Raw genomic sequence first — 24,095 nt, forward strand, 5'->3', positions numbered from 1 at the left:
GCGTTCGCCGGCGCATGCACGCGCTCACGCCGCCGGGTTGTCGGGCTTCGTGATGTCGTAGGAGGCGCAGATCAGCCTGGATTCCCACGCAGTGCCACGCGTATCGCCCTTGTGCAGGACGGAGATCACCGTGTAGAAGCCCTGCGGCTGGATCGCGGTGTGCGTGATCTGCTTGCGTTGCTCGGCGGCGTTCTTGCCGCCATCCTGGCCGCTTGCCGGCCAGTGGTCGCGCATCTGGATCGACGAGGCCGGCAACTGGATCAGGCGGCCGGCAACGATCGACGGGTTGAGCAGCACCCGCACCTCCAGCCCTTTCTCGGTCTGGGTGGGCGAGCCCAGCATGCCCGTCTTCGCATCGATCAGGATCGTGCGGCCCGGCACATAGGCCGACTCCTCGCACAGATTGATCTTGCCGTTGTGGATGTTCCACTTCGAGCCCGTGCTGCGCGCGGCCGCGGCCATCACGTCGCGTGCCAGCGAGAACATCACCTTGGCGCGCGGCAGGTTCGGATCCTGCCTGGGCACGATGTAGCCGCGCACGGCCCCGCGCGCCGACATGGCATAGCAGGCCTCGTCGATCACATTGCTCATCGTCGCGCCCGCCGGCAGCGTCTTGTTGACGAACGCGAAGTTGTAGGCCTGGTCGCCGTCGAGCGCGCGGATCTCCAGCACGCTGTTGGTCTGCTCGTCGAGCATGCGCACCTGCACGATGCTGCCCTGGAAGATCACGCCGTAGTTGCCCTGGTATCCGGCATTCAGCGTGACCTGGCGGAATTCCTGCATCGCCCGCAAGGCGAGCTCGGGGTTGACGTTGTAGACCTTGATCAGCTCATTGTTGGGCGTCTGGTTGTCGGTCTGCGTGATGTCGAAGGTGAAATGCAGCTCGGAGAGCTCGACGGCCTCATCGCCCGCCAGCACCAGCGAGACCTTGCGCAGCCACTGCCTGACCGATACGGTTTCGCGCGTGCTGGCGCCGGCGCCGCTCGTGGCGGCATTTTGCGGATCGGTCACGTCAGTTCTCCTCGCTTACCCAGTACAGCCGCGATCCATAGCCGAGGTCTTCGAAGGTCGGCAGGTCGTCGGGATGATCGGCGCCCACCACGTACAGCCGGCCCGGTATGCCCAGATGGCGGTGCTGCGACAGCAGCTCCACGCCGGGCACGAGCGGCAGCCCGCCGACCAGCGGCACCTCCTGGGCGTCGGCGATGTCGAGCACCCACTGGCCGCGGAACTGCACGGTGAAGTAGTACTCCGTGCCGCCGAGCGAGATGGCGAAGGACTGCGGCGTGGGCGTGAGGGGAATTTCGTAGGTAGCCATGGCGGTGTCTCCCCTCAAGCGATCTGTGTTGCGGGCCAGGGCGTCGGGCCGTACGACGGCGCCGGCGCGGGCACCGGCGACTTGGTGCTCTTGCGTTGCGTCTGCGCCGTGGATTTCTGGTCGGCCTGCGACGCGGGCGGCGGCAGGACCGATTCGCTCGTGTCGACGATGATGACTTCGCGCAACCCGGCCGTCACGCGCAGCGCGCCGCTGGTCGTGGCGTCGTGCGTGACGGAGAGCGACTCGATCAGCATGTTTTCGTAGCGCCGCCGGCTCGTGACCAGCTCGAAAGGCTGGGCGGAGCGCTGCAGATTCAGCAGCTGGTTGTAGACCCCGTCGACGTACTGCGCCGAGGTCGGCAGGCCATTGCCCGAACCCGACACCGGCGCGCCCAAGAGCGCGGCGTAGTCGGCATTGCTCCAGCCGCATTGCAGGGTCACCTTGCGCGGCATCATGTACGCGTGATCGGAGATCGACGCGCCGCGATGCACCGGATGGTCCGTGATCGTCAGCTTGTCGTCGTGATTCTCCGAAATGAGGACGCTGATCACGAGCTCACCGATGCGCTTGTTCGACAGCAACACCATGTCGTTGCCGGAAGATTCCAGGTCATTCATGCTACTTGCCCTCCGGTGTTGGAACGCATCAGGTTGTTGTTGACCTCGATCTGGACCGCCGCGATATGCTGCGCGACCGCCAGCGGATCGAGCACGCCCGATACGGTGATGTTGTTCGTCGAGTTGATCGAGATCGGATCACGGATGAGCATCATCCGGTTGGGATCCGCCGTCAGGTCGGAGCCCAGACTGCGCGCGGCGGCCTGCCCCCAAAGAGAAGGATCTGCTGTCAGCCCGTCGGCGCTGCGCTGGTCCATGTCAAGTCCGAGGCCTCCGATGACCGATCGGTGCATGGAACCCTTGAGCAATAAAGCGTCGACGGGCAGCCAGTCTTTCTCCCGAACGGCCGCGAGCTCTTTCTCTAACTCGCTCCGCTTTGTGACAAACGGCTCGATTTCGCTCTGATACCTCGCGACTGCGGCATCGCTATCGCTTTCTCGCGAGATGTATATTTTCCGTTCCTGGATCCGCTCATTGATAGAGGCGATGGTGCTTTGCAGCCCTTCCTCCGAGTTCTGATATTCACGACCGGCCGCCGCGGCGGTCGCAACCCCAATCAATGCACCGATACCCGGAACCGCTATCGCTGCACGACCCAGCGACCAGCCTGAGGCGGCTGCCCTGCCGATCACCGCTCGGCCGGTCTTCGTGGTCGCGGCCAGGCCCAGGTAAGTCGACGCACCATTCGTCGCCTCATTGGCCCTGCCGACCACCTCCAACAGCCCGTTGCCGACGTCGACCACGGCGCCGGAGACCAAGCCCACCGCGCGCGGAACCAGGGACAGCGTGTCCGCGAGCTCTGGCAGACGGCGGTCGGCGGTCTCGCGGAAGCGCTTCAAAGCACCCGCGAACGGCTCCATGAAACCCGCGCCCAAAATTGAGCCCGCCCGATCCGCAGCGTCGCCTATATCACCGATCGAGTTTCTTGCGCTCAACGAATGTTCCGCGAACGAGTCGTGGTCGGCATTCTTGATCATGAGATCGTGGAGCTGCGCCCGGGTCCCGTCATCCCGCAGAAGACGCACAACATCTGGATCGATGCCCAGATTTTCCGCGTACGCTTTGGCTTGTGCCGGAGACACACTTGCCATCGCCTTGCCGAGATCCGCCAGGATTCTGACCGTATCCCGCAAACCGCTCTTGTTGTCGACCTCGATGCCGAGATCCTTCAACGCGGCGACCGCGGCGGGCCGGGTTTCAAGCGTTTCGCGAACACCGGACAGTCGCGCTTGCAGGTCTGCGGCGGAGATACCGGCGTCGCCCGCTATTTTTGCGATCGACTTCAGGTTTCCGGTGGCGGTGCCCATGGCCTTGGCCATCACCTGCACGTCCGCCATCGCCACGGTGAAGCCGATGGCGCTGTTGAGGATGCCGCCACCGCCGCCCGCCTGCGACGGCGGGCCTCCCGCCTGAGCGGCTGGCCCGACACGCCGCATGGCATTCTCGATATGCCGCGCAGCCACCTCGAGCGATCCCGTCAGAGTTCGCAGTGCGCGACTGAAGTTGGCACTCGCCTCATCCAGGGTTTCAAAATTGATAGTGACGCTAGCGGCCATTTTTTTCTTCCCATGCCCGCCGGGCCAGCATTTGATTGTCGGCCTGGACCCACAACGCATCGTTCATCAATGCGATGTCGACCAGGCCGATCGACCCGTCGAGCAATTTGTCGTAGGACACGAGGCCCCGGATGACCGGAGCCATCAGCCAGTCCTCCCCGCCGGGGAGGCTGGCCCAGTTCACGCCCCCGTCGTCTCCGGCCCGCTCCCTTGGCTGGTAAGCAGGCCGGCCATAAAAGGGCCGAGATTGTGCGTGATGACGCGCAGTACGAGCGGCAGCACGACGCCCAGGTCCATGTCCTGGAACAGGCAGACGCCATGCTGGGGATTCCAGACATTGGCCCACCCGCTTTCCTGACGACGCTGTACCACCGACAGGCACAGATCGATGATCTGGTCCCCGTCTGCGTCCGATATGGCGGCGATTCCGTCCATGAAGGGTTGCAGCACCTCGCTCAGGGCCGAACCGTCGTCGCTCAGCGCCTGGCCATCTTCCGCCAGCGATGCACCAGACCGAGCCAACCGCTGATACACCGGGATCAGCGGCGGGATGATGGGCGCGATGCGGCGCGACAGATGGAACTGCTGCTTCGCGCTCAACTTGCCGATGGAATACCGATTGCCGGAAAGCTCGATCTCGTTCATCAGTAGGTCCCCAGTACCGTGTCGATCTTCAGCGCGGCGAACACCCACTCGACCGTGCCGCCTTCCTTGGCGTAGGTCAGGTCGGGCCGCTTCTGGAACGCGCACGAGCGGCACGTGGTCACGTCGCCGCTGGCGCTGTTGGTGATGGTGATCAGGTTCTTGCCGTGCAGGCGGCTGTCGAGCGTCTGCGCGTCGTAGAGCGCGGCGAGCAGCGCGTTGGCGGGCGAGGTCTGCATGTAGCGCAGCGTCACCGTGCCCGACTTGTCGGCGCTCAGCGTGTGCATGCCTTCGCCGTCGGCGCCGACCACCACGGTGTTCTTGTTGTTGGTCTGGGCGACGGTGACGCCGCCTTCGGCCGCGCCTTCGCCGGCGCCGAGTTGGAAGGCGCCGCCGGGCCCGATCAGGGAGACGGTGACGTCATTGAAGCTGTAGGTTGCCATGTCTGGTTTGCCTTATCGGTTGATGTTGACGAGGATGTCCACGGTGTGGATGGCGCCGGCTTCCTTGGCCGCGATCTGGAACGGCACGGACTTGCGGGCTTCGCGATCGGCCTGCGATTGCGAGGCGATCGGCGGCGCGTACACGTAATAGCCCTTGGCCAGCGTGTCGCCCTGCTTGATGACGCCGAAGCCGGCCGAGTTCCACACGCCCGGTGCGAGGTAGCCGTTGTTGACGGCGGCATCGCACGCGGCCTCGATGGTGGCGGCGATCAGCGCGTTGCCGGCATCGGTCTGCGGGATCTTGCTCGGGCTCTGGTACAGCAGGTTGTAGACGTCGGTCTGGATGCGATTGCGGAACCAGATCGCGTTGTAGATCGAGTCGATGAAGATGCCGCTCGACGTGACGCCGTACTGGATGATGGCGGTGTCGTTGTCGTAGGCGACGAACACGTTGCAGCGCTTGTCCTGCAGCGTGTTGGCCTGGCTGCTGGTGAGCGTCTCCGCCACGATGCCCGGCTCCTGCTTGTACATGAGCGTGATCGTGGTGTTGTTGGCGTTGAAGTTCACCGTGAGCAGGCGGCCCAGCAGCGACGCGGCCGCGTAGGCGTTGGCGCTGGAGAACTGCACCATGCTGTAGCGGTAGTTCAATGCCTTGAGCTGGCTGGCGATGTCGGCGGTCGACACCGGGTCCAGCACCTGCGGCGCCTGGGTCGTGACGGCGTACAGATGGCGCTGGTCGGCTTCGATGAGCGCGGCCACGGCCAGGTGATCGGCGTTCGATACGCCGGCGTCGGCGAAGGTCAGGCCCAGGAAGCTGTTGGCGTGACGGTCCAGGAACAGCGCCACGGCGGCTTCGGCCGACTCGGCGGCCAGGCCGGCCACCGGCACGGAGGCCTGCGCGGCGTTCAGGCCCAGCAGCGCGGCGACGTCGGTACCGGTTTCCGGTGCGACGGCGTAGCCCAGCGCGGCGGACACGCCGGTCGAGCCGGAGGTCACGACGAACTGCGCACCGTTCCACGCCACCGAGGCGTCGGCCAGCGCGGCATCGACGATGGCGGCCACGGCGTTCAGGTTGGTGGCGCCGGAGAAGTCCAGGCCGCTGACCGTCTTGGTCGCGCCGTCCACGTCGATCGCGAAGGCGCCCGTGGTGACGGCGTTCCAGACAGCGATGTCTTTCTGGGCGGCCGACAGCACGGCGCCGCGCAGGACGGCGGCGCTGTCGGTCTTGACCCAGCGGCCGATCTGCAGCTGGGCCGGTTGCGGCGACTGCTGGAAGTACAGCAGCGCGGCGAGATACTCGGGCGCGGTGGTGCCGAAGTCGCCAGCCACGGCGTCGATGTCGCCATAGGCGCGCATGCGCTCGCCCGGATCGATCACGGAAGACGCGCCCAGGATGAGCGCGGTGTTCAGGTTCGCACCCTGGGCGGCCAGGGGCGACATGTTGATCGATACGTTGATCAGACGGGATACGGGCAGTCCGTTAGCCATTGTTGGTCCTCTACTGTCCAGAAAAGAAAAAAGGCCGCGCGATGGCGGCCTCGTTGCTGCGTTCGGGGCGTCAGTTCGACGTCGCCCCCACGATGTCGGTGTGCGTCATGGAGACGGCGCTCACCAGGTTGCGGACCAGGTAGGTCCGGGTGATGCTGCGGAGCAGGACGAGCGTCAGCGCGTAGCGCCGCTCCCACGTCTGTTCCGTTTGCAGCGGTTCGGCGCGGATGGCGCTGGCGCTGCGGCAGGCCAGGCCGAGCCGGCCCATGACCTCGCGGTTCTGCGGCACCCACACGCCATCGGCCAGCACCTGCGCATACTGCTTGGCGGCCGGCCCATGAAACAGGCAGCTCACCGTGCAGTGCTGGTCGCGTCGGTAGCGGTCGCTGCCCTCGCCCGTGCTGTCGTGCGTGATGGCCGGGTTGACGTCGGCGTCCTGCGCCGTCACGCCCACCTCGCACCAGGTCTGGCCGGGATCCGCGGCGGGCGCGGATTGCCAGAGCGGCTGCACCCATTGCGGATCGAGGCCGCTGATGCCGGCCACCACGCCTGCCAGGAGCAGGTCCAGCGATCGGTCTTCTTCGGCAGGAGTCGTCTGCGCGGGGATCAGATACCCGCCGCTGGCGCTGTCGTTCATCGGTACACCTCAATGTGGCGCATGGCCATGCCGGAAATGAAAAGACCGCCTTGCGGCGGTCGGGTCGATCGGGGCACTGCAGCGGCGGCCGCGCAGTGATCGCGCTGGCGCCGGACGCAATGGCCCGGGGAAATTGTCGCACTGTCTGTCGCGCTTTTGCTCGCAGGATGTCCTGCAAGCGCGACATGGCGGGGTGTGCTGACAGGCTCCGCGGCGTGTGGCGCGACGTGTGATTCGATCACCTCGCATCCGCTGCCGCGGCCTGGCAACGAAAAAGCCGCCGCACTTCGGAGAGTGACGGCGGCGCTTCGACGGCAGGCACGGGTCCGGTCGGCGGCTGCCGATTCCAAGGGCCTTCGGCCCGGCGCAACATCGGCTGCCGCGCACGAATCCGGATCCTCGGACCTGCCTCGGGCCACCGGCCCGCCGCCTCGTGTGGCGTCGGCGCCGGACGCAATGGCCCGGGGAAATTGTCGCACTGTTTGTCTTGCCTGATGCCGCGCGATGTCCTGCAAGCGCGACACGCACCGGGGCCGCGACAGCCACGCGCGGCGCGCGCTGGCGTGCCGGTCATGCCTGTCGCGGCCTGGCGGGGAAGGCCTGCCGCACTGTGCGGCATGCGTGCCGGCGGCCTTCGGTTTGCGAGCGGTCCTGCACCGGGTCCAGGGACTGGCATCGCGCGACTGCGGTGCGGCGTCGGCCCGGCTCGCAAAAAAGGCCACTGGATCCTGCGCATGCACAGGACGCAATGGCCCGGGGAAATTGTCGCACTCCGGGTCCCGCAAAAGTGCGCCCGGCGTCCCGCTTGCGCGACATGCAGTCCGGCCGCACCCGCATGCGCGAGGCGGCCGCGCCAAACAAAAAGGCCACCCCGATGGTGGCCTCGCTGGATACGCCTTGCCGCATCAGGCGGCGGCGTGAAAGGCGGACTCGCGCCTGGCGGGCCGCGCCGCGGGCGCCTCGCTCCAATCCTGCGCCATGCCGTACTCGGCGTAGGTGCCCGGTGTGGTTGCGCGCACAACCACCACGACCAGCCCGGTGTCGATGAACGCATCCAGCACGCGTTGCACCGCCTTGCGCGCCGCCGCACGTTCACGGGCCTCGAGCGCGCGGCCGCGCGTGGCATGGCGCACCAGCTCGACCACCCGGAACGAGCGCAGCGGATAGGCCTCGAGCAACTCCATCACTTCCATAGCGAACTTCACGCGATCCTCCTTGCGACTGCTTCGCGAAACATGCCTACATAGATTTGATATTGCGCCTGCGTCAGCACGACACCGGTGGTGTCGGCGATCCAGGCGCAGGCGGCCGCGGCGCGGGCACGCGCATCCAGGGCGCCGAAGCGCGCGTGCTTCTGCGGATACTCGGCGATCACCGCCATGCGCTCGTGCCAGGGCAACGCGTCGTGCATCGCCTGCACGCGCTGCGCGTGGTAGTCATTGATCGGCCGGGCCTCGTCGTCGTCTTCGATCAGGTGCGGCGCCATGTTGCCGACCACCGCGCCGGACCAGGTCCAACGCGCCCAGTTCCAGAGCAGGTCGTCTCCCGTCAGGGCTCGGCCGTTCATCACAGCACCTCGTATCGGCCGCATTTCTTGCCATAGGGGCGCCCCTTCAGGCAGCGCACCACCGTGTCGCCGAACGGCGAGACCACGGTGCGCACGTGCGAGCAGCCCTCGCAGGTGCGACGCGCACTGGCCGTCTCGCGGCTCATCAATACCTTGATCGGGTCCTGCCATTCCCAGCGGCGTAGTTCATGCATGGATTTCTCCTTGAGTGTGGCGGCGCGGGCCCTGCGCTTGCTGGCAGGCGGCGCACCGCATGACGGCGTGATTCATCACGACCGCCGGTTGTCCTGGTAGCGCGCGCTCGCGGCGCGCGCTCCGGTTTCGATGTCGAGCGCCCGGCCGGCCATCTCCAGCACGGTGCTGCTGTAGCGCTTGCCGCCGCGGCGTGCCTGTTCGCTCAGGACCTGGCGGGCCCAGGCGCGGCCGTCGCGCGTGCCGCGCTGCGATTGCGTGGCGAGAATGCGCTGCAGCGCGGCCTCGGCGCGGGCGCGGCTGGCGCGGTCGTGGGCGGGCGCCGGCAGCTCGGTGAGCGCCGGCGGCACCGGCTCCCAGCTGCCCTGCCCCAGCACCTCCGCAAACGACCGCTCCCAGCGCGCCTTCATGGCGCCGTACGTGCTGTGCAGCATGTCGTGGGTGCTGGTGGCGACGGCGGCCCAGTACACGGCCGGGTGCGACCAGCGGCCCGCCTCGCCCCGGCGCCGCGCGGCCAGGCCCGCCACGGCCTCGTGATAGGCGGCCTCGGGGTTGAGCCAGGGCCGGCACAGCCGCAGGAATTCCGGCAGCGTCGGCGGCCAGTCGCGCGCCAGGCAGGCCAGCAGGCCGGCATGGACCTCGCGCTCGCTCAGGCCGCTGAGGTGGGTTTCCCAGGCGGACTTGAGCTCGCGTGGCGTGAGGCCCTGCCACTGCTGCATGAAGCGCGCGCCGTACAACGCGCGCATCTCGTTGATCACCAGGTTGGCCATGGCGTCAGGCACGCAATGCGGGTGTGGCATCGATCACTCCCATGTCGATTTCGGTGGGTGCGGCGCGCACCAGGTCGCGCAGCTCGGATTGCCATGCCGCGCCCGGACTGCGACCCTGCTGCGCGCGGGCATCGCCGGGCGGCGCGGGACGCAGCAGGCGCTGCAGGAAGGCCACCGGCTCGATGGCCTGCGCGTCGGCACAGCGCTGGATCGCCCGCAGCACCTCGGCGTCGGGGTGATGCTTGCGGAACAGGCCCAACATCGCGCGCGCCTGCCGCTCGGGCACGGCCGCGCTCATCAGCAGGGGCAGCCCCAGCGCGAAGATCCGTTCGGCCGGGGTGTCGGACGGCGCTTCCGCGCGCGGCGCCGCCGCCGTTCCGCCAGGAACGGTGTCTGTTTGGGATTTGGGATTGGGGTTGGGATTGGGAGCCATGCCCTGGGCAGGCGGATCGAGCGCATCCCACAACCCCGGCGTAACCGGATCGGTTGGCGTGGGGCTGGTCTTGCGCGGACGGCCGCCCTTGCGGCCGTTGATGCGGGCCCGTTCGGCGGCGGCGCGGGCGCGTTCGATCTCGCCGTCGCAGCGGCTGTGCGTCCAGCCCTCGGCGCCCAGGTCGAAGAATTCGTGCAGCACGGTCGCGACCGCGGCGCGCTCGTCGTCGCCCTGCGCACGCACGAGCCGGCAAGCCTGGGCGATGTCTTCGGGCAGGGCCTGTTCGCGGCTGTAGTACAGATCCAGCAGACGTCGGTAGGCGGCATCCTCGAGCCACGACAGGTGTGCCGTGGCGGTCAGGTAGTCGCCGATGTGATGCGGGTAGTAGTTCATGCGGCCTCCTTGGGCGAGGCGTGCAGGCGCGGCCACACGGGGGCAGCGCCGGTGTTCGGATTCAGGGTGTGGGGCATGGGCAACAGAAAAGAGAGGCGCCCGCGCGCGCCGGTGGGCGCGTCCGCGGGCAGGTGCCGGCCGTGCCGCCCTGTGGGGCGCGGGGAAAGCGCGTGGCGCCGTGGCGCGGCCGCGACGCTGCCAATGACCAATAAGGTCATAGGAAACGCCATGGCCGAACCGGCCGCAAAGCCTTTGCTGGCTTGGGTTTCAGCGCACTCGGAAGATTCGCAGGGCAGGTACGTCCGTTTCATGCGAATCAGTCTATTACCATTTTGGTAATCCGCACAAGCGATTTTCTATTACCATATCGGTTCATTTACCAATCTGGTCAAGGCAGGTTCAATTCCGCCTATGAAGTCCATCAAAGAAATCCGCCGCGACAACCTCGCGCGCGCCATCGACACCCGCTGCGATGGCAGCCAGACCCGCGCCGCCACGCTGCTGGGCTATTCCACGCCATCGTTGGTGAGCCGCTACACCACCGGCGCCAAAGACATCGGCGACCGGGCGGCCCGCAAGATGGAAGAGGTGTTCGGCCTGCCGCCCAACTGGATGGACTCGCCGCAGGAAGGCGGCGGCGCGCCCGCGGATGCCGCGCCGGTGGGCCGGGCCATTCGTCACGTGCGCATGGCGCGCGGGCTCGCGGCCGAGCGCCTGGCCGAAGCGGCGGGGCTCGACGCCCCCACCCTGGCCCGCATCGAATCGGGCGCCGAGCCGGCGCCCGCCGAGCTCACGCGGCTGGCCGCGGCGCTCGAGGTCGACTCGGTCACGCTGGCCCGGCTCGCGCCGCTGTCCTTCGGCGAAATCACCAAGGCCCTGCTGCGGCAGTTGCCCCCGCACGATTTCGCCTCGTCCCTGTCCGACGACGAGGTCACCTATGTCGGCACCTATCACCCAACGCGGAGGATTCCGGTGGTCGGCATGGCGCAGCTTGGCGAAAACGGCTTCTACGACGAACTCGAATACCCCGCCGGCCACGGCGACGGCTATCTGCTGTTCAACTCCAAGGATCCCGACGCGTATGTGCTCAAGGTCCGTGGCGACAGCATGAAGCCGGCCATCCGCAACGGCTGGTACATCGTGGTCGAGCCGAGCGGCCGCCCCACGGCCGGCGAGTACGTGGTGCTGCAGCTCGAAGACGGCCGCAAGATGGCCAAGGAGCTGCTGTTCCAGCACGCGCGCACGGGCGACATCGAGGTGATGTCGGTCAATGGCGAGATCCGCATGAGCATTCCCGGCACCTCGGTGCGCCACGTGCATCCCATCGCGGCCGTGGTGCCGCCGAGCCAGATCCTCTACACCTGAATGTCCGACCCGCTTTCCGCCATCGGGCACGCCACCACGGACCCGGCGCCCTCGCCGGGCCCGTTTCGCATCGTCAAGGCGCAATTCCCCGTGGCGATGCTGTTCGGCCACGACCTGATCGCCCTGCTCGATGCCGACGGCAGGCTGCTGCGCGAGGCCAACGGGCTCGCGACCAGCCGCCAAGGCCGCATCAAGCCGATCGGCTACCTGCCCTCCGACCGGCTCAAGGTGTATGAATTCTCGGCGCCCGCGCTCTATCGCGCGCAGCAGCGCCAGCTCACGCTCTGCACGGGCTCATGGGAAGAGGTGTCGCGGCACTGGCGCGTGTTGCGCGCCGCCGCGAGCGCGCTCAATGCGCGGCATCTGCGCTACCCCATGCTCGGGTTCGGCCCCAACAGCAACTCGGTCGCCACGACACTGATCGCCGCGATGGGCCTCGCGGACCCGGACCTGGCAGGCCGCTGTGCGCCGGGCCGACGCACCCTGCTGCTCGACGCCGGCACGCTGGCGGCGCTGCGCGAGCGGCACGGCATGGGCGGCGCGCGGGTGCAGGCCTGATCCGCCTGCGCCGGGCCGCGCCGCGCGTCAGCGCTCGCCGCGCGAGCCTGCGCGAGTCCTGCCCGCGCTAGCCGGCCGAGCCTGCGCGGCGCACGCGCCACGCCAGCAGCGCACCCCAGCCCAGCCCCAGCAGCGCCGCGCACAGCGAGCCGAGCAACACGCCCAGCTTGGCCGCGCCCAACAGACTCGCATCGTCGAAGGCGAGCATGGCGATGAAGATCGACATGGTGAAGCCCACGCCGGCCAGCAGCCCCACCAGCAGCAGTCCGCGCCAGTCCATGCCGGCCGGCAGGCGCCCCGCGCCCAGCCGCAGCGCGATGGCGCTGGCGGCCAACACGCCGACAGGCTTGCCCAGCACCAGCGCCAGGCCGACGCCCAGCACCACCCAGGAGGTATCGCCGCCGGCGAGATCGATGTCGCCGAAGCTCACGCCCGCGTTGGCCAGCGCAAATATCGGCATCACGCCGAAGGCGACCCACGGATGCAGGGATTGTTGTACGCGCAACGCAGGCGCCGCGAGCTCGCGCTTCGCGACATGCAGGGCTCGGCGATGCTCGCCATCGCTGATCGCGTCGGGCCGCTCGGCGAGCTCGGCGCCGATCCGCTGCAGCATGCGGGCGGCCGGCTCGTACAGCGGTTTGGCAAACACCGGCGTCATCAGGCCGAGCACCACGCCGGCCAGCGTCGGATGCGCGCCCGTCAACAACAGCCCGGTCCAGGTGATCGCGCCGGGCACCACATAGGCCCACGCCGATCCCACGCCGATGCGTTGCAGCGCGATCACCAGCGCCAGCCCCACGCCGGCCACGGCAAAGCCTTCCCAGGCCAGGCCGCCGGAATAAAACAACGCGATGATGAGGACGGCGATGATGTCGTCGATGATGGCGAGCGCCAGCAGGAAGACGCGGATCGTGCCCGGCAGCGAACGGCCCAGCAGCGCCAGCACGCCCACGGCGAAAGCGATGTCGGTGGCGGTCGGCACGGCCCAGCCATTGAGGCGCGGCGCGACCGGATTGAACGCGACGTAGATCAGGGCGGGCACGATCACGCCGCCCAGGGCGGCGGCGATCGGCAAGGCGGCCTGGCGCATGTTGCTCAGCGCGCCATCGTGGATCTCGCGCCGGATCTCCATGCCCACGACCAGGAAGAACAAGGTCATCAGGCCGTCGTTGATCCAGAAGTGCAGCGATTGGGAGCTGATCAGGTCGCCCACGCCGAAGGTCACCGGCGCGTGCCACAGGGCATGGTAGGAGGGAGCGTAGGCGGAGTTCGCCCAGATGAGCGCCACGGCGGCCGCGAGCAGCAGCACGATGCCGCTGACGGCTTCGATATGGAGAAAGTGCTGGAGGCGGTCGTAGGCGCGATCGGCCCAGACATGGGCGCGCGGCAGCGCAGCCCGGGAGGGGTGTCGGTTCATCAATGCAGGCTCCGCGATGGCGGCCCGACCAATCGCATGAACCTGTCTCACCGCGGCATGCGGCTGACACCCGAGGCGACATTGTAACCCACACGCGGGCCGAGGCTTTTATTTAGGTGCCAGATTAGACGGCGTGGCGGACCAATCCGAAATCTATATACTGTGTTTTTATACAGTATATGCACTTCGGACATCATGTCCTCGATCTGTTCCGTCACCCGCACGCATCATCTGGGCGAACGCCGCCGCGACCAGGATCCCGCCGCGCCCGTCCTCGGGCAGGTCCGCATGTATTCGATCCTGCACAAGCCGCTGAACCGCTACATCGAGATCATGACCATCGAGAGCCTCGACAAGTTCGGCGCGATCTGCGTCTCGCCCATCCCCGACCTGCTCGAGCCGCAGCTCCTCACCTTCAGCTCGACGCGCGGCATGATGGTGTCCGGTTTCGAAGAGATCATGGGCCAGCGCTACTACCAGGGCTGGTGGCTGCAATGGCTGGAGGAACATCGGCGCGAATCCTGAGCGGCGTGGTACCCGTGCCCGTGCCCGCCGTCGGCGCGCGGGGCGTCGGCCCGTGACGCGTCCTGGCTCTCCCCCCCGCCCTCGACGCCCGCAGGATCGACCGCCGCTCTGCCCCGCTCCATGTGCTGCCCGCGCGAGCGGACTCAGCGCATGTTCTTCCAAATGATGATCGAGTTGGTCTTGCCTTCGGCATTGCCCACCACGTCGAGCCTGCCATCGCCGTCGTAATCGACCACCTCGATATTGGCGAGCCGCTGTTCGTCGGCGCTGATCACGTGCACGGTCCATTCATCCGGCTGGCCTTCCTTGGCGTAGTAAAGTCCCGCCGACACCCCGCCGGCCAGCTGACCCATCGAAAATACGATTTCGTCCTTGCCGTCGTGATCGATGTCGCCAGCCATTGCCGAGAGGACGAACATGTCCTGCCAGAGCGGGCCGTCATCGGGTTTCGTGAAGACCCGGTGCACGATCCAGCGCTTGCCATGGTCCACATTCTCGAGCCAGGCCAGGCCGTCGATCATCGGCGCAATAATGTCTGGCGCCCCATCTCCATTCAGATCCTTCACGTGTCCGAAGTGCGCGTTGGACACGTCCACGTCCGGGATTTCGTGGCGCTCCCATGAACCCTCTTCCCGCTGCGAATACCAGGCCAGCACGCCACTGCGAGCATCGGAAACCAGTATCTCGTCCTTGCCGTCGCCATTGAAATCCGCCGCCTGCAGGGTGCGCAGATCCGCGACCTGATCGGCCGGAAAGATGTCGATGGGATGCTTGACCCATTCGCCCGTCGTGCCCGGGCCGGGATTCTCCAGCCACACGATACCGGGGCTGGGCTGCGGATAGGCGTCGATCTGATAGCGCATGGTGACCACCAGATCGAGCCGCCCGTCGCCATTCATGTCGTGGGCAATCAGGTTTACCGGGCCCGGGGTCTGCGACGAGATGACGCGTGGCGTCCAGTCGCGGCCGCGTTCGCCGGGATTCAGATAGGCGAGCACCGCGTCATGGGAATTCACGACGCCGACAATATCCTTGTAGCCGTCGCCATTCAGATCGATGGCGACCTGCCGCTCGAACAGATAAATGCGATCGACACCGGACTTCGCAAAAGGAAAAACATCGCCCTTGACCACTCGTTGGGGCTGGCGTTCGCCGTTCCAGAGTATGTAGAGATCCGATCCCTTGGAATGATCGAGGCGCAGTTGGTCCTTCGTCCACGAGTCGGCAAAGCTGATATCGAGTTTGCCGTCGTTGTCGAAATCGTCCACCGCAAAGCCATAAACGTAGCTGTAGCCATTGGTGAACTCGTTGCGGCGCAGCAGCACGTCGGAATAGCGGGCGGCATAAGGCTCCGCGTCACTCAGCTTCCAGCCGCTCAACATGTCGATTTCGGGAGCCGCATCGGGCTCGCCCTGGGACAGGGCCGCGATCAGCGTTTCGCCCCATCGCTGTACGCGAGAAGGGCCCACCAAAAACAGAATCACAGTACAGCAAACTGCCCCCGCGACCATGCCGACTGAAAGGGGCCAGACGCGCTTTCGATTCAAATTGTCCATATCGTTCCAGGCGATCACGCTGCACCGGGAAAAAAAGACAAGCCGCCCCGGCCAACTGAGGAAAACCGAGATTACGAATACCGACTGACTGTGAATTGAAAATACCATTCATTGCCGCGGAAAGGTGTTTCATTCGACTGCATGCAAACAAAATGCATGCGCCGATCCGGCAATCAGGTTCCGGGGAGGAATACGGCGCTCGGGCAATAATTCTCAAGGCACTGGAAAACGCGTTTGAGCCGGGCGAAACCTACTACGACGTACAGATGCAGGTCGAAGAACGAGCAGAGAAACGAAAGAGATGGCTCAGCACGAGAAGGTGCAACCCGCACGAGATCTCATCGAAAATCGCCTGTGCCGATCATCAAGGAATGCTGCCCACGCACTCGGCAACTGTCGGAGGCCACGTTGCCGCAGCCCCAATGAAGCGCTGGATAATCAGCGTCAGGGATTCGTGGCGCGTGCCATGCCGGGCACATTACTCCGGGCCCAGCGGGCAAACGCATCGGCCACGCGCTTGCTGCCTGCCATCGACAGGTGGCCCACATCGCGCAACAGCAGCCCATCCTGCTGGTCTTGCAGGTGGCAGGTGTCGGCATCGCAGAGCGCAGGCAGCGGATCGAACACCTTGAGCTCAGGCACCCGGCGTCGAATATCTTCCACGCCGCGCCGGAACGCCTGCTGTTGGGTCTGCACGTCGCTCATCGGCACGGTGCAACTGAACGCCGACTGCGGTGCAAACGGCCGGGACGCCAGGCAATTCAGCGGGCTGTATTCGAGTTGCGGCGTGCCCAGCATCAGGATCGGCACGATGCCGCGTCCGACCAGCCATTTCACGCGGCGCTCGATGCCCGCCAGCAATGCCGCCTCGGAGGTCTCCTGCGACACCGGCACGACCGACGAATACTGCCCGGGCTCGCGTTTGCCGTCATGCAGACCCACCGCAAACCCCGCCTCGTCGAAACGTGGCCAGGGAGCGGCGAGCACCGCATACTTGACCGTTCCCTCGCGCTCGATGATGCCGTTGATGAAGCGCTCCTGACGATCCCGGCCTTCGGCAAAACAACCATGGCCGCGCGGATAACCGTCATAACGCACACCCATGGCGGGATCGCACGTGCCAAACTGCAGGATCGTGTGACGACCGAGTTCGCTGTTGGCCGCGAAGCCCGCATACAGATGATTGGCAAAGCTGTTGCCAAGCAGCACGATCTCCGGCGCGGCGTCGCGGTTCATCACGCAGAACCACCACCCTTCGGTGCGCAGGTCGCTCGGATAGCGCTTGAGACAGACGTCATTCTCGGCGTACGGCCACGCGATCTGCGCTTTGCCGCGCTGATCGACCGACACATAGGGTGTCACCGTGGGCCGTGAAGCCCAACCCCCGCTGCGGTAGATCATGAAGGAAGCCAGCGCCGTGAGCGCCATCAGGCCGGCAAGCGCCGCGACCGCGACGCGCGCCGTCACCCTGCCCCTGCGCAGCGGCTTTTCCACGCCGGCAAACGTGGCCCAGGCGAGCGCCACCGAGACCAGCACCGTCACGGGCGTGATCCACGGCGCCGCCTGCTCCCACCCCATCAGGCGCGGAAAAGTGAGCAGCGGCCAGTGCCACAGGTACAGCGGGTAGCTGATGAGGCCGATCCAGACCATTCCGCGCTGCGACAGCCAAAGACGATTCAGCAACGCGGCAGGGCCTGCCGCAATCACCAGAACCGAGCCCAACACCGGCAGGATCGCAGCGGCACCCGGAAAGGGCGTTTTCTGCTGGTAATGAAACACGGCGAACCCGATCAGGCAGACGCCCAGAACGGAGGCGACATGGCGGCGCACCGGTGCGTCGATCAGGTGGCTGATCCGCTTGTGCCAGACGCCGTGGCGCATGCCGACCGTGAGGTAGGCCAGCGCCGCGCCCGCCAGCAATTCCCACGCGCGCGAAATGGGCGAAAAGAAGCCGGCGACAGGATCGTGGCGAACGCTCCAGATGCTCCAGGCCAACGAGACCAGCGCGCAGGCCAGCAGCACCGCGCCCGCCCGCCGCCAAAGTCGCCATGCCGCCGCCAGGACCAGGGGCCAGAAAATGTAGAACTGCTCCTCGATGGCCAGAGACCAGAGATGCAGCAGGGGCTTGGTTTCGGCCGCGCTGTCGAAATATCCCGACTCGCGCCACAGCACGAAATTGGAAAGAAACGACGCGCCCGCAACGGAATGAAGCCCCAATCGAGCGTACTCGTCCGGCATCATTACCCACCATCCGGCGGCCAGCGTTGCCACCAGCACCAACAGCAGCGCCGGAAAGATGCGGCGAATTCGTCGCGAGTAGAAATCCGCCAGCGAAAACCGATCGGCCTGCAGACTCTTGATCAGGATCGAGGAAATCAGATAGCCCGAGATCACGAAGAACACATCGACGCCGACATACCCGCCCGGCAGCCATTGGGGAAAGGCATGGAAGATGACGACGGCCGCCACGGCGACGGCACGCAGGCCGTCGATGTCCGGGCGGTACTTCGGATGCAGATCGGGACTGGCTGACGTCATGGATCGGGCGGAAGGCGATGGACAACGCGAGATGATAAAGCACGCGCGCCAACCCTGGCCGGGACGTCGGCCCCTGCCTGCTGGATGGGCGACGAAGGTGCCGCGACGGAGGCCCTTCCCACCCGGCGCAGACCTGCGCCACGGAAGCCCTCATTCTCGACCGGAACATTCCCACCCGTTCAGCGCCAGCCCCGTGCATTGCCCGTCGAAAACGGGAATTCGAGTCAGATCCTCGGAGTCGAGACGTCGCGCGGACCGGAGCGAGCCACCGCCTTCACGAAGAAGTGCGCGCCTTCGTCCTATCTCAGCAGGCCCGCACGCCAAACGAACGCGGCTGCGCCTACGCTCCCTGGGCATCTATCTGCCGACGGAGGAAGCAATGCGCAACGACGCCACATGGCACTGGGTAGTCCTGTTGATCTACTGCTTGGTCTTCGTCCTTCCCATCGCATTGATCGTCAGGAAATCGGGACGTTCGGCCTGGTGGGTGCTGACCCTCTTCATACCGCTGGCGAACATCCTGTTCCTCTGGCTCTTCGCCCTGACCTCATGGCCAGCATTGGAAAAGGACGAGGCCGGTCACTGAGGTGAGAGTCGACGGTTCGGATGCCATGCGCCATGCAACGAAGGTGCGGCTCTCGAATGATGGACTCCACACGCTGCCGGGCCTTGCACCGGCACGCCAAGACCAACACGATGGCGGGATTTGCAGAACACCCGGCGTATTGCGCAAAAAAAACGGGTCTCGGATTGCTCCGAGACCCGCATCTTTCTTTGGTAGGCCCCCCGAGAGTCGAACTCGGCACCAACGGATTATGAGTCCGCTGCTCTAACCAGGCATGAGCTAGAGGCCCGAAAGCGTTATTGCCCTTCGAGGAAGCTCTTCAGCTTGTCGGCCCGGCTCGGGTGACGCAGCTTGCGCAACGCCTTCGCCTCTATTTGACGGATCCGTTCCCGGGTCACGTCGAACTGCTTGCCGACTTCCTCGAGCGTCTGGTCGGTGCTCATCTCGATACCGAAACGCATGCGCAAAACCTTGGCTTCGCGCGGGGTCAGGGAGTCTAGCACTTCCTTGACCACGTCGCGCATGGAACCGTGCAGCGCGGCGTCGGACGGCGCCAGGGTGGACGTGTCTTCGATGAAGTCACCGAGGTGCGAGTCGTCGTCGTCACCGATCGGGGTTTCCATCGAGATCGGTTCCTTGGCGATCTTCAGGATCTTGCGGATCTTGTCTTCCGGCATGTCCATCTTCTGCGCCAGGGTCGCGGGATCGGGCTCGGCGCCGGTTTCCTGCAGGATCTGACGGCTGATCCGGTTCATCTTGTTGATCGTTTCGATCATGTGAACCGGAATGCGGATGGTGCGTGCCTGGTCAGCGATCGAGCGCGTGATGGCCTGGCGGATCCACCACGTGGCGTACGTGGAGAACTTGTAGCCACGACGGTATTCGAACTTGTCCACCGCCTTCATCAGGCCGATGTTGCCTTCCTGGATCAGGTCGAGGAACTGCAGACCGCGGTTCGTGTACTTCTTGGCGATCGAGATCACCAGGCGCAGGTTGGCCTCGGTCATTTCGCGCTTGGCCTTGCGGGCCTTCGCTTCGCCGGTGGCCATGCGCTTGTTGACGTCTTTCAGGTCCTTGAGCGGCAGCACCACGCGGGTCTGCAGGTCGATCAGCTTCTGCTGCAGTTCCTGGACGGCCGGGATCTGGCGCTCCAGCGTCTCGGCGTAGGGATGACCCGCGGCGACTTCCTCGACCACCCATTGCAGGTTGGTTTCGTTGCCCGGGAACACCTTCAGGAAGTGCGAACGCGGCATGCCGGCGCGATCCACGCAGGTGTGCAGGACGGCGCGCTCGAGCTGGCGCACTTCTTCGACCTGGGCGCGCAGCGTGTCGGCCAGCTTCTCGACCATCTTGGCCGTGAAGCGGATGCCCATCAGTTCGGTCTGGATGATTTCCTGGGCCTTGATGTAGGCGTCGGACTTGTAGCCTTCCTTCTCGTAGGAAAGGCGCATCTTGTCGAACTGCTTCGAGACTTCGTCGAACTTGGCCAGGCCCTTGACGCGCAGGTCTTCGAGCTGCTTGCTCGACATGCCGCCGGCGGGACCGTCATCGCCTTCGTCTTCATCGGCGCTCACGCCGGCGCCCGCGTATTCCTCACCATCTTCCGGATCGACCAGGCCGTCGACCACTTCGTCGATCTGCGCCTGGCCTTCGCGCACGCGGGTGGCGTGGGCGAGGATCTCGTTGATGGTGGTCGGACACGCCGAGATGGCCATGACCATGTGCTTGAGGCCGTCCTCGATGCGCTTGGCGATCTCGATTTCGCCTTCGCGGGTCAGCAGCTCGACCGAACCCATTTCGCGCATGTACATGCGGACCGGGTCGGTGGTGCGGCCGAAATCCGAATCCACGGTGGTGAGCGCGGCTTCGGCTTCGTCCTCGACGTCGTCGTCGTTGGACGCAACCGGCGCGTTCTCGCTCATCAGCAGCGTTTCGGCGTCGGGGGCCTGGTCGTAGACCGAGATGCCCATGTCGCTGAAGGTGCTGATGATGCCGTCGATGGCTTCGGCGTCGACCAGGTCGTCAGGCAGATGGTCGTTGATTTCGCCGTAGGTCAGGTAGCCGCGATCCTTGCCCAGCTTGATCAGCTGCTTGAGGCGGTTGCGGCGCGCTTCGTATTCTTCGGGCGTGACGGGGCCGCGAGCGATCAGATCCTTCGGATCGCCCTTGCCGCGCTTGCCGCCGCGCTTGGCGGGCTTGAAATCAGGCACGACTTCGCCTTCGCCGTCCATCGGATCGTCGAAGGAATCGCTGTCGTTGTTGGCGTTCTTGGCCGGACGACCGGGGCGGCGGCCGCTCGGCACGGCCGCACGGGCGCCGCCGCCGACCAGATCGGCCAGCTTGTCTTCGGCCTTCTTGGCGCGGGCCTTGGTGACCTTCTCACCGGCCGCAGCAGCCGTCTTGGCGGGCGCCTTCTTGGCGGCCGTCTTGGTTGCAGTCTTGGCCACCTTGACTGCCGTCTTGGCAGGGGCTTTTTCCGCCGCCATGCTCACGACGCGCTTCTTGGCCGTCTGGGATTGGGCGTCAGCCGCATCGATTGCAGTGGTGGATTTGCCTGTGGTTTTGGTCATAGTCGCTTCCGTGGTCGTCGCAACCCTGTTTGGGGTTATTGCACCGGGCGCGCGCCTGCCGGCACATGCTCGGGTAAAACGGGTGGGCCTTGCTGAAACCGCGCATTCGCGTTGGCCGCGAAACTGGCTTCGAACCCCGCGGCGCCCCTGATCTGGCAATATGCCCAGTTGCGCGCGCGTGTCGCGATTTCATCGACGACCGTCGCCCCGGATATCCGGAGGTGCTGTCATGCCTGGTTCAGGCCGGGCTAGCATGTGGGGATTCCCCTCGCTGCCTACAGACACAACACCTGCCGAGATGCCCAGCGGCGCGGTCGCCGACTGCGCGACCCACCACCTGCTTGCTACATACGTTCCGACCGGCGTGAGCCGGCCCGGCAAGACGACTTCCCAACGCAAACCGCAAAAGGCCATGACCATGACCGCCGCGCAATTTGCGGCACGCCGTCATGCTCATGACCGATCGTTAAAACAGGTTCGCATCACCGAGTATCGCACCTCGGCAGTGGAAAATCGCCCAACCTTATAAAAATATTGGCATTTGTTACCTGCCGCCCCGCTTGCGCCGGCGGCCGGTCATGAATGCGCGGCCCACGCCGCCCTTGGCAACGGGACACCGGAACCGGCCCGGCGGAGCGACTGTTGCCGTGGGGCAAGCGCTGCGACGCCGGGATTGTTCCGATTACCGCATTGCAGCCGGCCATTGTTGGATGGACGGCGCCAAAACTGGGGGTCGTGCCCCGAATTCCGCGATGGATTCGCCCTGGTCGCCCGCGCTGGCACAAGCCGACACAAACCCAAAAGACGAAACCCTCGATGTTACCGCAATTTCAACGTAACCCAGCAGCTTTTAAGACAGTCAAACGGGCCGACAGTTCCAGGTAACGCTGCCGCGACACGTCGTCGCTGACCCCGCTCTGGGCCAGTTTCGCCATCTCCACCCGCACCGCGTCGAACTCGATGCGCCGCAGCGCGTCGTCCCACTCGGTCTGCGGATCGGGCAGATCCTCCTGGGCCAGCACGTCGGCCCGCAGGCCCTTGAGCGCAACATACAGGTCCGAATCGCTGTCGGCCGCCTCCATCAGCGCGCCCACGTGGCGCGCCCCGCTGGATTTGGCCAGCATGATCAGGTCTCGTACCAGTCCTAGGTGGGGGCCGTGGTCGATGACTTCAAGCTGCTGGTCGCCCATCGAGTCGACCAGCTCGGGATGCGCGAGCAGCAGGCACAACAGGCGCCGTGCCAGCGATGGCATCACCCGCTTGCCCTCGTAGCCGCCCGGGCCATCGTCGCGACGCCCCTTCCAGTCGCCCTTGCCCTTGCCCTTCCACTCCCCCTTGGGTTTCCATTCGCCCTTGGGCTTCCAGTCGCCTTTGGACTTCCAGCCGCCGCCCTCCTCGCCGCCCCAGGGCGGCGCGACGGACTCGCCAGCGGGCTCGATGCCCATGGCGTAGAGATCGGGCTCGTCATCGCCCATGGGCTCGTAGCCCCAGTCGGGCGGCGCGCCGTCGTCGCCGCCGGCGGCCTCGCCCGCGGGCGCGGCCCCCGCCGCCGCGGCCGGCCGTGCGCCGCTCGCAGCAGCAGGCGCGGGCGCCGCACCGGCAGCCACCGCCTGGCGCGCCGCGGCCTGGGCCTGCATCTGGGCCGTGAACGTGGCCATCGCGGCAGCCATTTCCTCGGGCGTGAGCTGCACCAGGCGGGCCATCTCGCGCTCGATCTGGGTGCGCAGGCCGCACTCGGGGATCTGGTAGAGCAGCGGCTTGGCCTCGTGCAGGCAGCTCGCCCGCCCTTCGGCCTCGTCGAGGTTGTGGTGCGACGAGAGTTCGTCGAGCAGGAAGCGCGACAGCGCGGCCGCCTGGCCGAGCTGCTCGCGGAATGCCTCGCCACCGAACTCGCGCACGTAGGAATCGGGATCGTGCTCGGCGGGCAGGAACAGGAAGCGGATCGCGATGTCGTCGCGCAGCGCCGGCAGGCAGGCCTGCAGCGCGCGCCACGCGGCACGCCGCCCGGCCTTGTCGCCGTCGAAGCTGAAGATGACCTTGTCGCTCGCCCGCAGCAGCTTCTTGACGTGGTCCGGCGTGGTCGAGGTGCCGAGCGTGGCGACGGCATTGCCGATGCCCAGCTGCGCCAGGCCGACCACGTCCATGTAGCCTTCGACCACGATCACCATGCCTTCCTGACGGATGGCCTGGCGGCCTTCCCACAGGCCGTAGAGCTCTTGCCCCTTCGAGAAGACCGGGGTTTCGGGGGAGTTCAGATACTTCGGCTCGCCCTTGCCGATGATGCGCCCGCCGAACCCGATCAACGCGCCACGCGTGTTGCGGATCGGGAACATGATGCGTTCGCGGAAGCGATCGTAGCGGCGGCCGTCTTCGGATTCGATCACCAGCCCGGACTCGACCAGGATGGGATCGTCGTAGTTCTCGAAGACCTGCGACAGGCCATGGCGATCGGTGCCAGACCAGCCCAGGCCGAAGTTGCGTGCCACCTCACCCGTGAGGCCACGCTGCTTCAGATAGGCGATCGCTTGCGGCGAGCCGCGCAACAGCCGCAGATACTGCGCCTGTGCGGCATCCAGCACCTGTGTATGGCGCGAAACCTCGGCCTGACGGCGAGCGGATTCTGCGCGCTGGCGCGGACTGCGTGTTGTTTCTTCGGGGACCGTCATTCCCGCGGAGCCGGCGAGGGTACGCACGGCTTCGGGGAAACTTGCGCCCGTGTGCTCCATCAGGAAAGTGATGGCGCTGCCATGGGCTCCGCAGCCGAAGCAGTGATAGAACTGCTTCGTCGGGCTGACGGTGAAGGAAGGGCTTTTCTCGTTATGAAACGGACAGAGGCCAAGAAGATTGGCCCCACCCTTGCGCAACTGCACATATCGCCCGACGACGTCTACAACGTCGACCCGGGCGAGCAAATCCTGAATGAATGATTCTGGAATCAATAGATT

23 protein-coding genes and 1 tRNA gene are annotated in these 24,095 nt (G+C 66.0%); 4 read left to right on the forward strand and 20 right to left on the reverse strand.

All coding sequences use genetic code 11. The annotated features are described in order from the left end of the window. Nucleotides 1–24: 24 nt before the first annotated feature. From CEG14_RS15540 to CEG14_RS15605, 14 genes are all read right to left on the reverse strand, one after another. The gene (locus CEG14_RS15540; RefSeq protein WP_094827218.1) at nucleotides 25–1,011 is read right to left on the reverse strand and encodes a phage protein; all 987 of its coding nucleotides are present in this window, start codon (nucleotides 1,009–1,011) and stop codon (nucleotides 25–27) included. A 1-nt stretch (nucleotide 1,012) separates the two neighbouring features. Further along, nucleotides 1,013–1,318, reverse strand: a complete 306-nt coding sequence (locus CEG14_RS15545) for a phage baseplate plug family protein (RefSeq protein ID WP_094827219.1) — start codon at nucleotides 1,316–1,318, stop codon at nucleotides 1,013–1,015. Nucleotides 1,319–1,332: 14 nt separating this feature from the next. Further along, nucleotides 1,333–1,935: a phage baseplate protein gene (locus CEG14_RS15550; protein ID WP_094827220.1), complete on the reverse strand. Its 603-nt coding sequence runs from the start codon at nucleotides 1,933–1,935 to the stop codon at nucleotides 1,333–1,335. Continuing rightward, nucleotides 1,932–3,491 carry a hypothetical protein gene (locus tag CEG14_RS15555; RefSeq protein ID WP_094827221.1) on the reverse strand — a complete coding sequence of 520 codons (1,560 nt, stop codon included), beginning with the start codon at nucleotides 3,489–3,491 and terminating at the stop codon, nucleotides 1,932–1,934. The genes CEG14_RS15550 and CEG14_RS15555 overlap by 4 nt, the downstream gene beginning before the upstream one ends. After that, a complete protein-coding gene (locus CEG14_RS15560) occupies nucleotides 3,481–3,675 on the reverse strand; it encodes a DUF6889 family protein (RefSeq protein ID WP_094827222.1) in 195 nt (64 codons plus the stop codon). Before CEG14_RS15560 ends, CEG14_RS15555 begins: the two co-directional genes overlap by 11 nt. Beyond that, complete coding sequence (locus tag CEG14_RS15565; protein WP_306437030.1) at nucleotides 3,672–4,136, reverse strand: phage tail assembly chaperone; 465 nt, start codon at nucleotides 4,134–4,136, stop codon at nucleotides 3,672–3,674. Before CEG14_RS15565 ends, CEG14_RS15560 begins: the two co-directional genes overlap by 4 nt. Further along, on the reverse strand, nucleotides 4,136–4,576 hold the full coding sequence (locus CEG14_RS15570) for a phage structural protein (RefSeq protein WP_094827223.1): 441 nt from the start codon (nucleotides 4,574–4,576) through the stop codon (nucleotides 4,136–4,138). The genes CEG14_RS15565 and CEG14_RS15570 overlap by 1 nt, the downstream gene beginning before the upstream one ends. Nucleotides 4,577–4,588: 12 nt before the next feature. Then, nucleotides 4,589–6,064: a DUF3383 domain-containing protein gene (locus tag CEG14_RS15575; protein WP_094827224.1), complete on the reverse strand. Its 1,476-nt coding sequence runs from the start codon at nucleotides 6,062–6,064 to the stop codon at nucleotides 4,589–4,591. A 70-nt stretch (nucleotides 6,065–6,134) separates the two neighbouring features. Then, entirely contained in the window at nucleotides 6,135–6,701 is a 567-nt protein-coding gene (locus CEG14_RS15580; protein ID WP_094827225.1) for a phage neck terminator protein, read from the reverse strand. A gap of 905 nt (nucleotides 6,702–7,606) precedes the next feature. After that, entirely contained in the window at nucleotides 7,607–7,906 is a 300-nt protein-coding gene (locus CEG14_RS15585; RefSeq protein WP_141243360.1) for a hypothetical protein, read from the reverse strand. After that, entirely contained in the window at nucleotides 7,903–8,268 is a 366-nt protein-coding gene (locus CEG14_RS15590) for a hypothetical protein (RefSeq protein WP_094827227.1), read from the reverse strand. Before CEG14_RS15590 ends, CEG14_RS15585 begins: the two co-directional genes overlap by 4 nt. Next, nucleotides 8,268–8,462 (reverse strand): hypothetical protein, encoded by a 195-nt coding sequence (locus tag CEG14_RS15595; protein WP_094827228.1) that lies wholly within the window; start codon nucleotides 8,460–8,462, stop codon nucleotides 8,268–8,270. Before CEG14_RS15595 ends, CEG14_RS15590 begins: the two co-directional genes overlap by 1 nt. Nucleotides 8,463–8,537: 75 nt before the next feature. Further along, nucleotides 8,538–9,260 (reverse strand): hypothetical protein, encoded by a 723-nt coding sequence (locus CEG14_RS15600; RefSeq protein WP_094827229.1) that lies wholly within the window; start codon nucleotides 9,258–9,260, stop codon nucleotides 8,538–8,540. Next, the gene (locus CEG14_RS15605; protein WP_094827230.1) at nucleotides 9,235–10,056 is read right to left on the reverse strand and encodes a YdaU family protein; all 822 of its coding nucleotides are present in this window, start codon (nucleotides 10,054–10,056) and stop codon (nucleotides 9,235–9,237) included. The genes CEG14_RS15600 and CEG14_RS15605 overlap by 26 nt, the downstream gene beginning before the upstream one ends. A gap of 411 nt (nucleotides 10,057–10,467) precedes the next feature. On the opposite strand from CEG14_RS15605, the gene CEG14_RS15610 reads away from it, so the two are divergent. After that, complete coding sequence (locus CEG14_RS15610; RefSeq protein WP_094827231.1) at nucleotides 10,468–11,421, forward strand: helix-turn-helix domain-containing protein; 954 nt, start codon at nucleotides 10,468–10,470, stop codon at nucleotides 11,419–11,421. After that, nucleotides 11,422–11,979, forward strand: coding sequence for a hypothetical protein (locus CEG14_RS15615; RefSeq protein WP_094827232.1), 558 nt, complete (start codon nucleotides 11,422–11,424; stop codon nucleotides 11,977–11,979). A gap of 67 nt (nucleotides 11,980–12,046) precedes the next feature. Here CEG14_RS15615 and nhaA read toward each other — a convergent pair whose 3' ends face one another. Continuing rightward, nucleotides 12,047–13,396: a Na+/H+ antiporter NhaA gene (nhaA, locus tag CEG14_RS15620; RefSeq protein ID WP_094827233.1), complete on the reverse strand. Its 1,350-nt coding sequence runs from the start codon at nucleotides 13,394–13,396 to the stop codon at nucleotides 12,047–12,049. A 195-nt stretch (nucleotides 13,397–13,591) separates the two neighbouring features. Between nhaA and CEG14_RS15625 the strand changes: the two genes are divergently transcribed. Then, complete coding sequence (locus CEG14_RS15625) at nucleotides 13,592–13,921, forward strand: hypothetical protein (protein ID WP_255032372.1); 330 nt, start codon at nucleotides 13,592–13,594, stop codon at nucleotides 13,919–13,921. A gap of 143 nt (nucleotides 13,922–14,064) precedes the next feature. On the opposite strand, the gene CEG14_RS15630 is transcribed toward CEG14_RS15625, so the two are convergent. Further along, nucleotides 14,065–15,495: an FG-GAP repeat domain-containing protein gene (locus CEG14_RS15630; protein ID WP_179280609.1), complete on the reverse strand. Its 1,431-nt coding sequence runs from the start codon at nucleotides 15,493–15,495 to the stop codon at nucleotides 14,065–14,067. 426 nt (nucleotides 15,496–15,921) lie between these two features. Next, complete coding sequence (locus CEG14_RS15635) at nucleotides 15,922–18,015, reverse strand: acyltransferase family protein (protein WP_094827235.1); 2,094 nt, start codon at nucleotides 18,013–18,015, stop codon at nucleotides 15,922–15,924. Between the two features lie 379 nt (nucleotides 18,016–18,394). Between CEG14_RS15635 and CEG14_RS15640 the strand changes: the two genes are divergently transcribed. After that, the gene (locus CEG14_RS15640; protein WP_094827236.1) at nucleotides 18,395–18,601 is read left to right on the forward strand and encodes a hypothetical protein; all 207 of its coding nucleotides are present in this window, start codon (nucleotides 18,395–18,397) and stop codon (nucleotides 18,599–18,601) included. A 189-nt stretch (nucleotides 18,602–18,790) separates the two neighbouring features. On the opposite strand, the gene CEG14_RS15645 is transcribed toward CEG14_RS15640, so the two are convergent. From CEG14_RS15645 to dnaG, 3 genes are all read right to left on the reverse strand, one after another. Further along, nucleotides 18,791–18,869, reverse strand: a tRNA-Ile gene (locus CEG14_RS15645). Nucleotides 18,870–18,876: 7 nt separating this feature from the next. Beyond that, nucleotides 18,877–21,150 carry an RNA polymerase sigma factor RpoD gene (gene rpoD, locus CEG14_RS15650; protein ID WP_094827237.1) on the reverse strand — a complete coding sequence of 758 codons (2,274 nt, stop codon included), beginning with the start codon at nucleotides 21,148–21,150 and terminating at the stop codon, nucleotides 18,877–18,879. Between the two features lie 830 nt (nucleotides 21,151–21,980). Further along, complete coding sequence (dnaG, locus tag CEG14_RS15655; RefSeq protein ID WP_094827238.1) at nucleotides 21,981–24,089, reverse strand: DNA primase; 2,109 nt, start codon at nucleotides 24,087–24,089, stop codon at nucleotides 21,981–21,983. Nucleotides 24,090–24,095: the final 6 nt, after the last annotated feature.

Origin of the sequence: Bordetella genomosp. 1 (assembly GCF_002261335.1) — a bacterium.
In the GTDB taxonomy this organism is placed as follows: Bacteria; Pseudomonadota; Gammaproteobacteria; order Burkholderiales; family Burkholderiaceae_B; genus Bordetella.

Excerpts from the sequence above, each read along its gene's own strand:
- CEG14_RS15610 (WP_094827231.1), top strand. The coding sequence starts at position 10,468 with ATGAAGTCCATCAAAGAAATCCGCCGCGACAACCTCGCGCGCGCCATC.
- CEG14_RS15600 (WP_094827229.1), bottom strand. The coding sequence starts at position 9,260 with ATGCCACACCCGCATTGCGTGCCTGACGCCATGGCCAACCTGGTGATC.
- CEG14_RS15640 (WP_094827236.1), top strand. The coding sequence starts at position 18,395 with ATGCGCAACGACGCCACATGGCACTGGGTAGTCCTGTTGATCTACTGC.
- CEG14_RS15545 (WP_094827219.1), bottom strand. The coding sequence starts at position 1,318 with ATGGCTACCTACGAAATTCCCCTCACGCCCACGCCGCAGTCCTTCGCC.
- CEG14_RS15570 (WP_094827223.1), bottom strand. The coding sequence starts at position 4,576 with ATGGCAACCTACAGCTTCAATGACGTCACCGTCTCCCTGATCGGGCCC.
- CEG14_RS15575 (WP_094827224.1), bottom strand. The coding sequence starts at position 6,064 with ATGGCTAACGGACTGCCCGTATCCCGTCTGATCAACGTATCGATCAAC.
- CEG14_RS15590 (WP_094827227.1), bottom strand. The coding sequence starts at position 8,268 with ATGAACGGCCGAGCCCTGACGGGAGACGACCTGCTCTGGAACTGGGCG.
- CEG14_RS15605 (WP_094827230.1), bottom strand. The coding sequence starts at position 10,056 with ATGAACTACTACCCGCATCACATCGGCGACTACCTGACCGCCACGGCA.
- CEG14_RS15580 (WP_094827225.1), bottom strand. The coding sequence starts at position 6,701 with ATGAACGACAGCGCCAGCGGCGGGTATCTGATCCCCGCGCAGACGACT.
- CEG14_RS15625 (WP_255032372.1), top strand. The coding sequence starts at position 13,592 with ATGTCCTCGATCTGTTCCGTCACCCGCACGCATCATCTGGGCGAACGC.
- CEG14_RS15550 (WP_094827220.1), bottom strand. The coding sequence starts at position 1,935 with ATGAATGACCTGGAATCTTCCGGCAACGACATGGTGTTGCTGTCGAAC.
- rpoD (WP_094827237.1), bottom strand. The coding sequence starts at position 21,150 with ATGACCAAAACCACAGGCAAATCCACCACTGCAATCGATGCGGCTGAC.
- CEG14_RS15595 (WP_094827228.1), bottom strand. The coding sequence starts at position 8,462 with ATGCATGAACTACGCCGCTGGGAATGGCAGGACCCGATCAAGGTATTG.
- nhaA (WP_094827233.1), bottom strand. The coding sequence starts at position 13,396 with ATGAACCGACACCCCTCCCGGGCTGCGCTGCCGCGCGCCCATGTCTGG.
- CEG14_RS15565 (WP_306437030.1), bottom strand. The coding sequence starts at position 4,136 with ATGAACGAGATCGAGCTTTCCGGCAATCGGTATTCCATCGGCAAGTTG.
- CEG14_RS15555 (WP_094827221.1), bottom strand. The coding sequence starts at position 3,491 with ATGGCCGCTAGCGTCACTATCAATTTTGAAACCCTGGATGAGGCGAGT.
- CEG14_RS15615 (WP_094827232.1), top strand. The coding sequence starts at position 11,422 with ATGTCCGACCCGCTTTCCGCCATCGGGCACGCCACCACGGACCCGGCG.
- CEG14_RS15635 (WP_094827235.1), bottom strand. The coding sequence starts at position 18,015 with ATGACGTCAGCCAGTCCCGATCTGCATCCGAAGTACCGCCCGGACATC.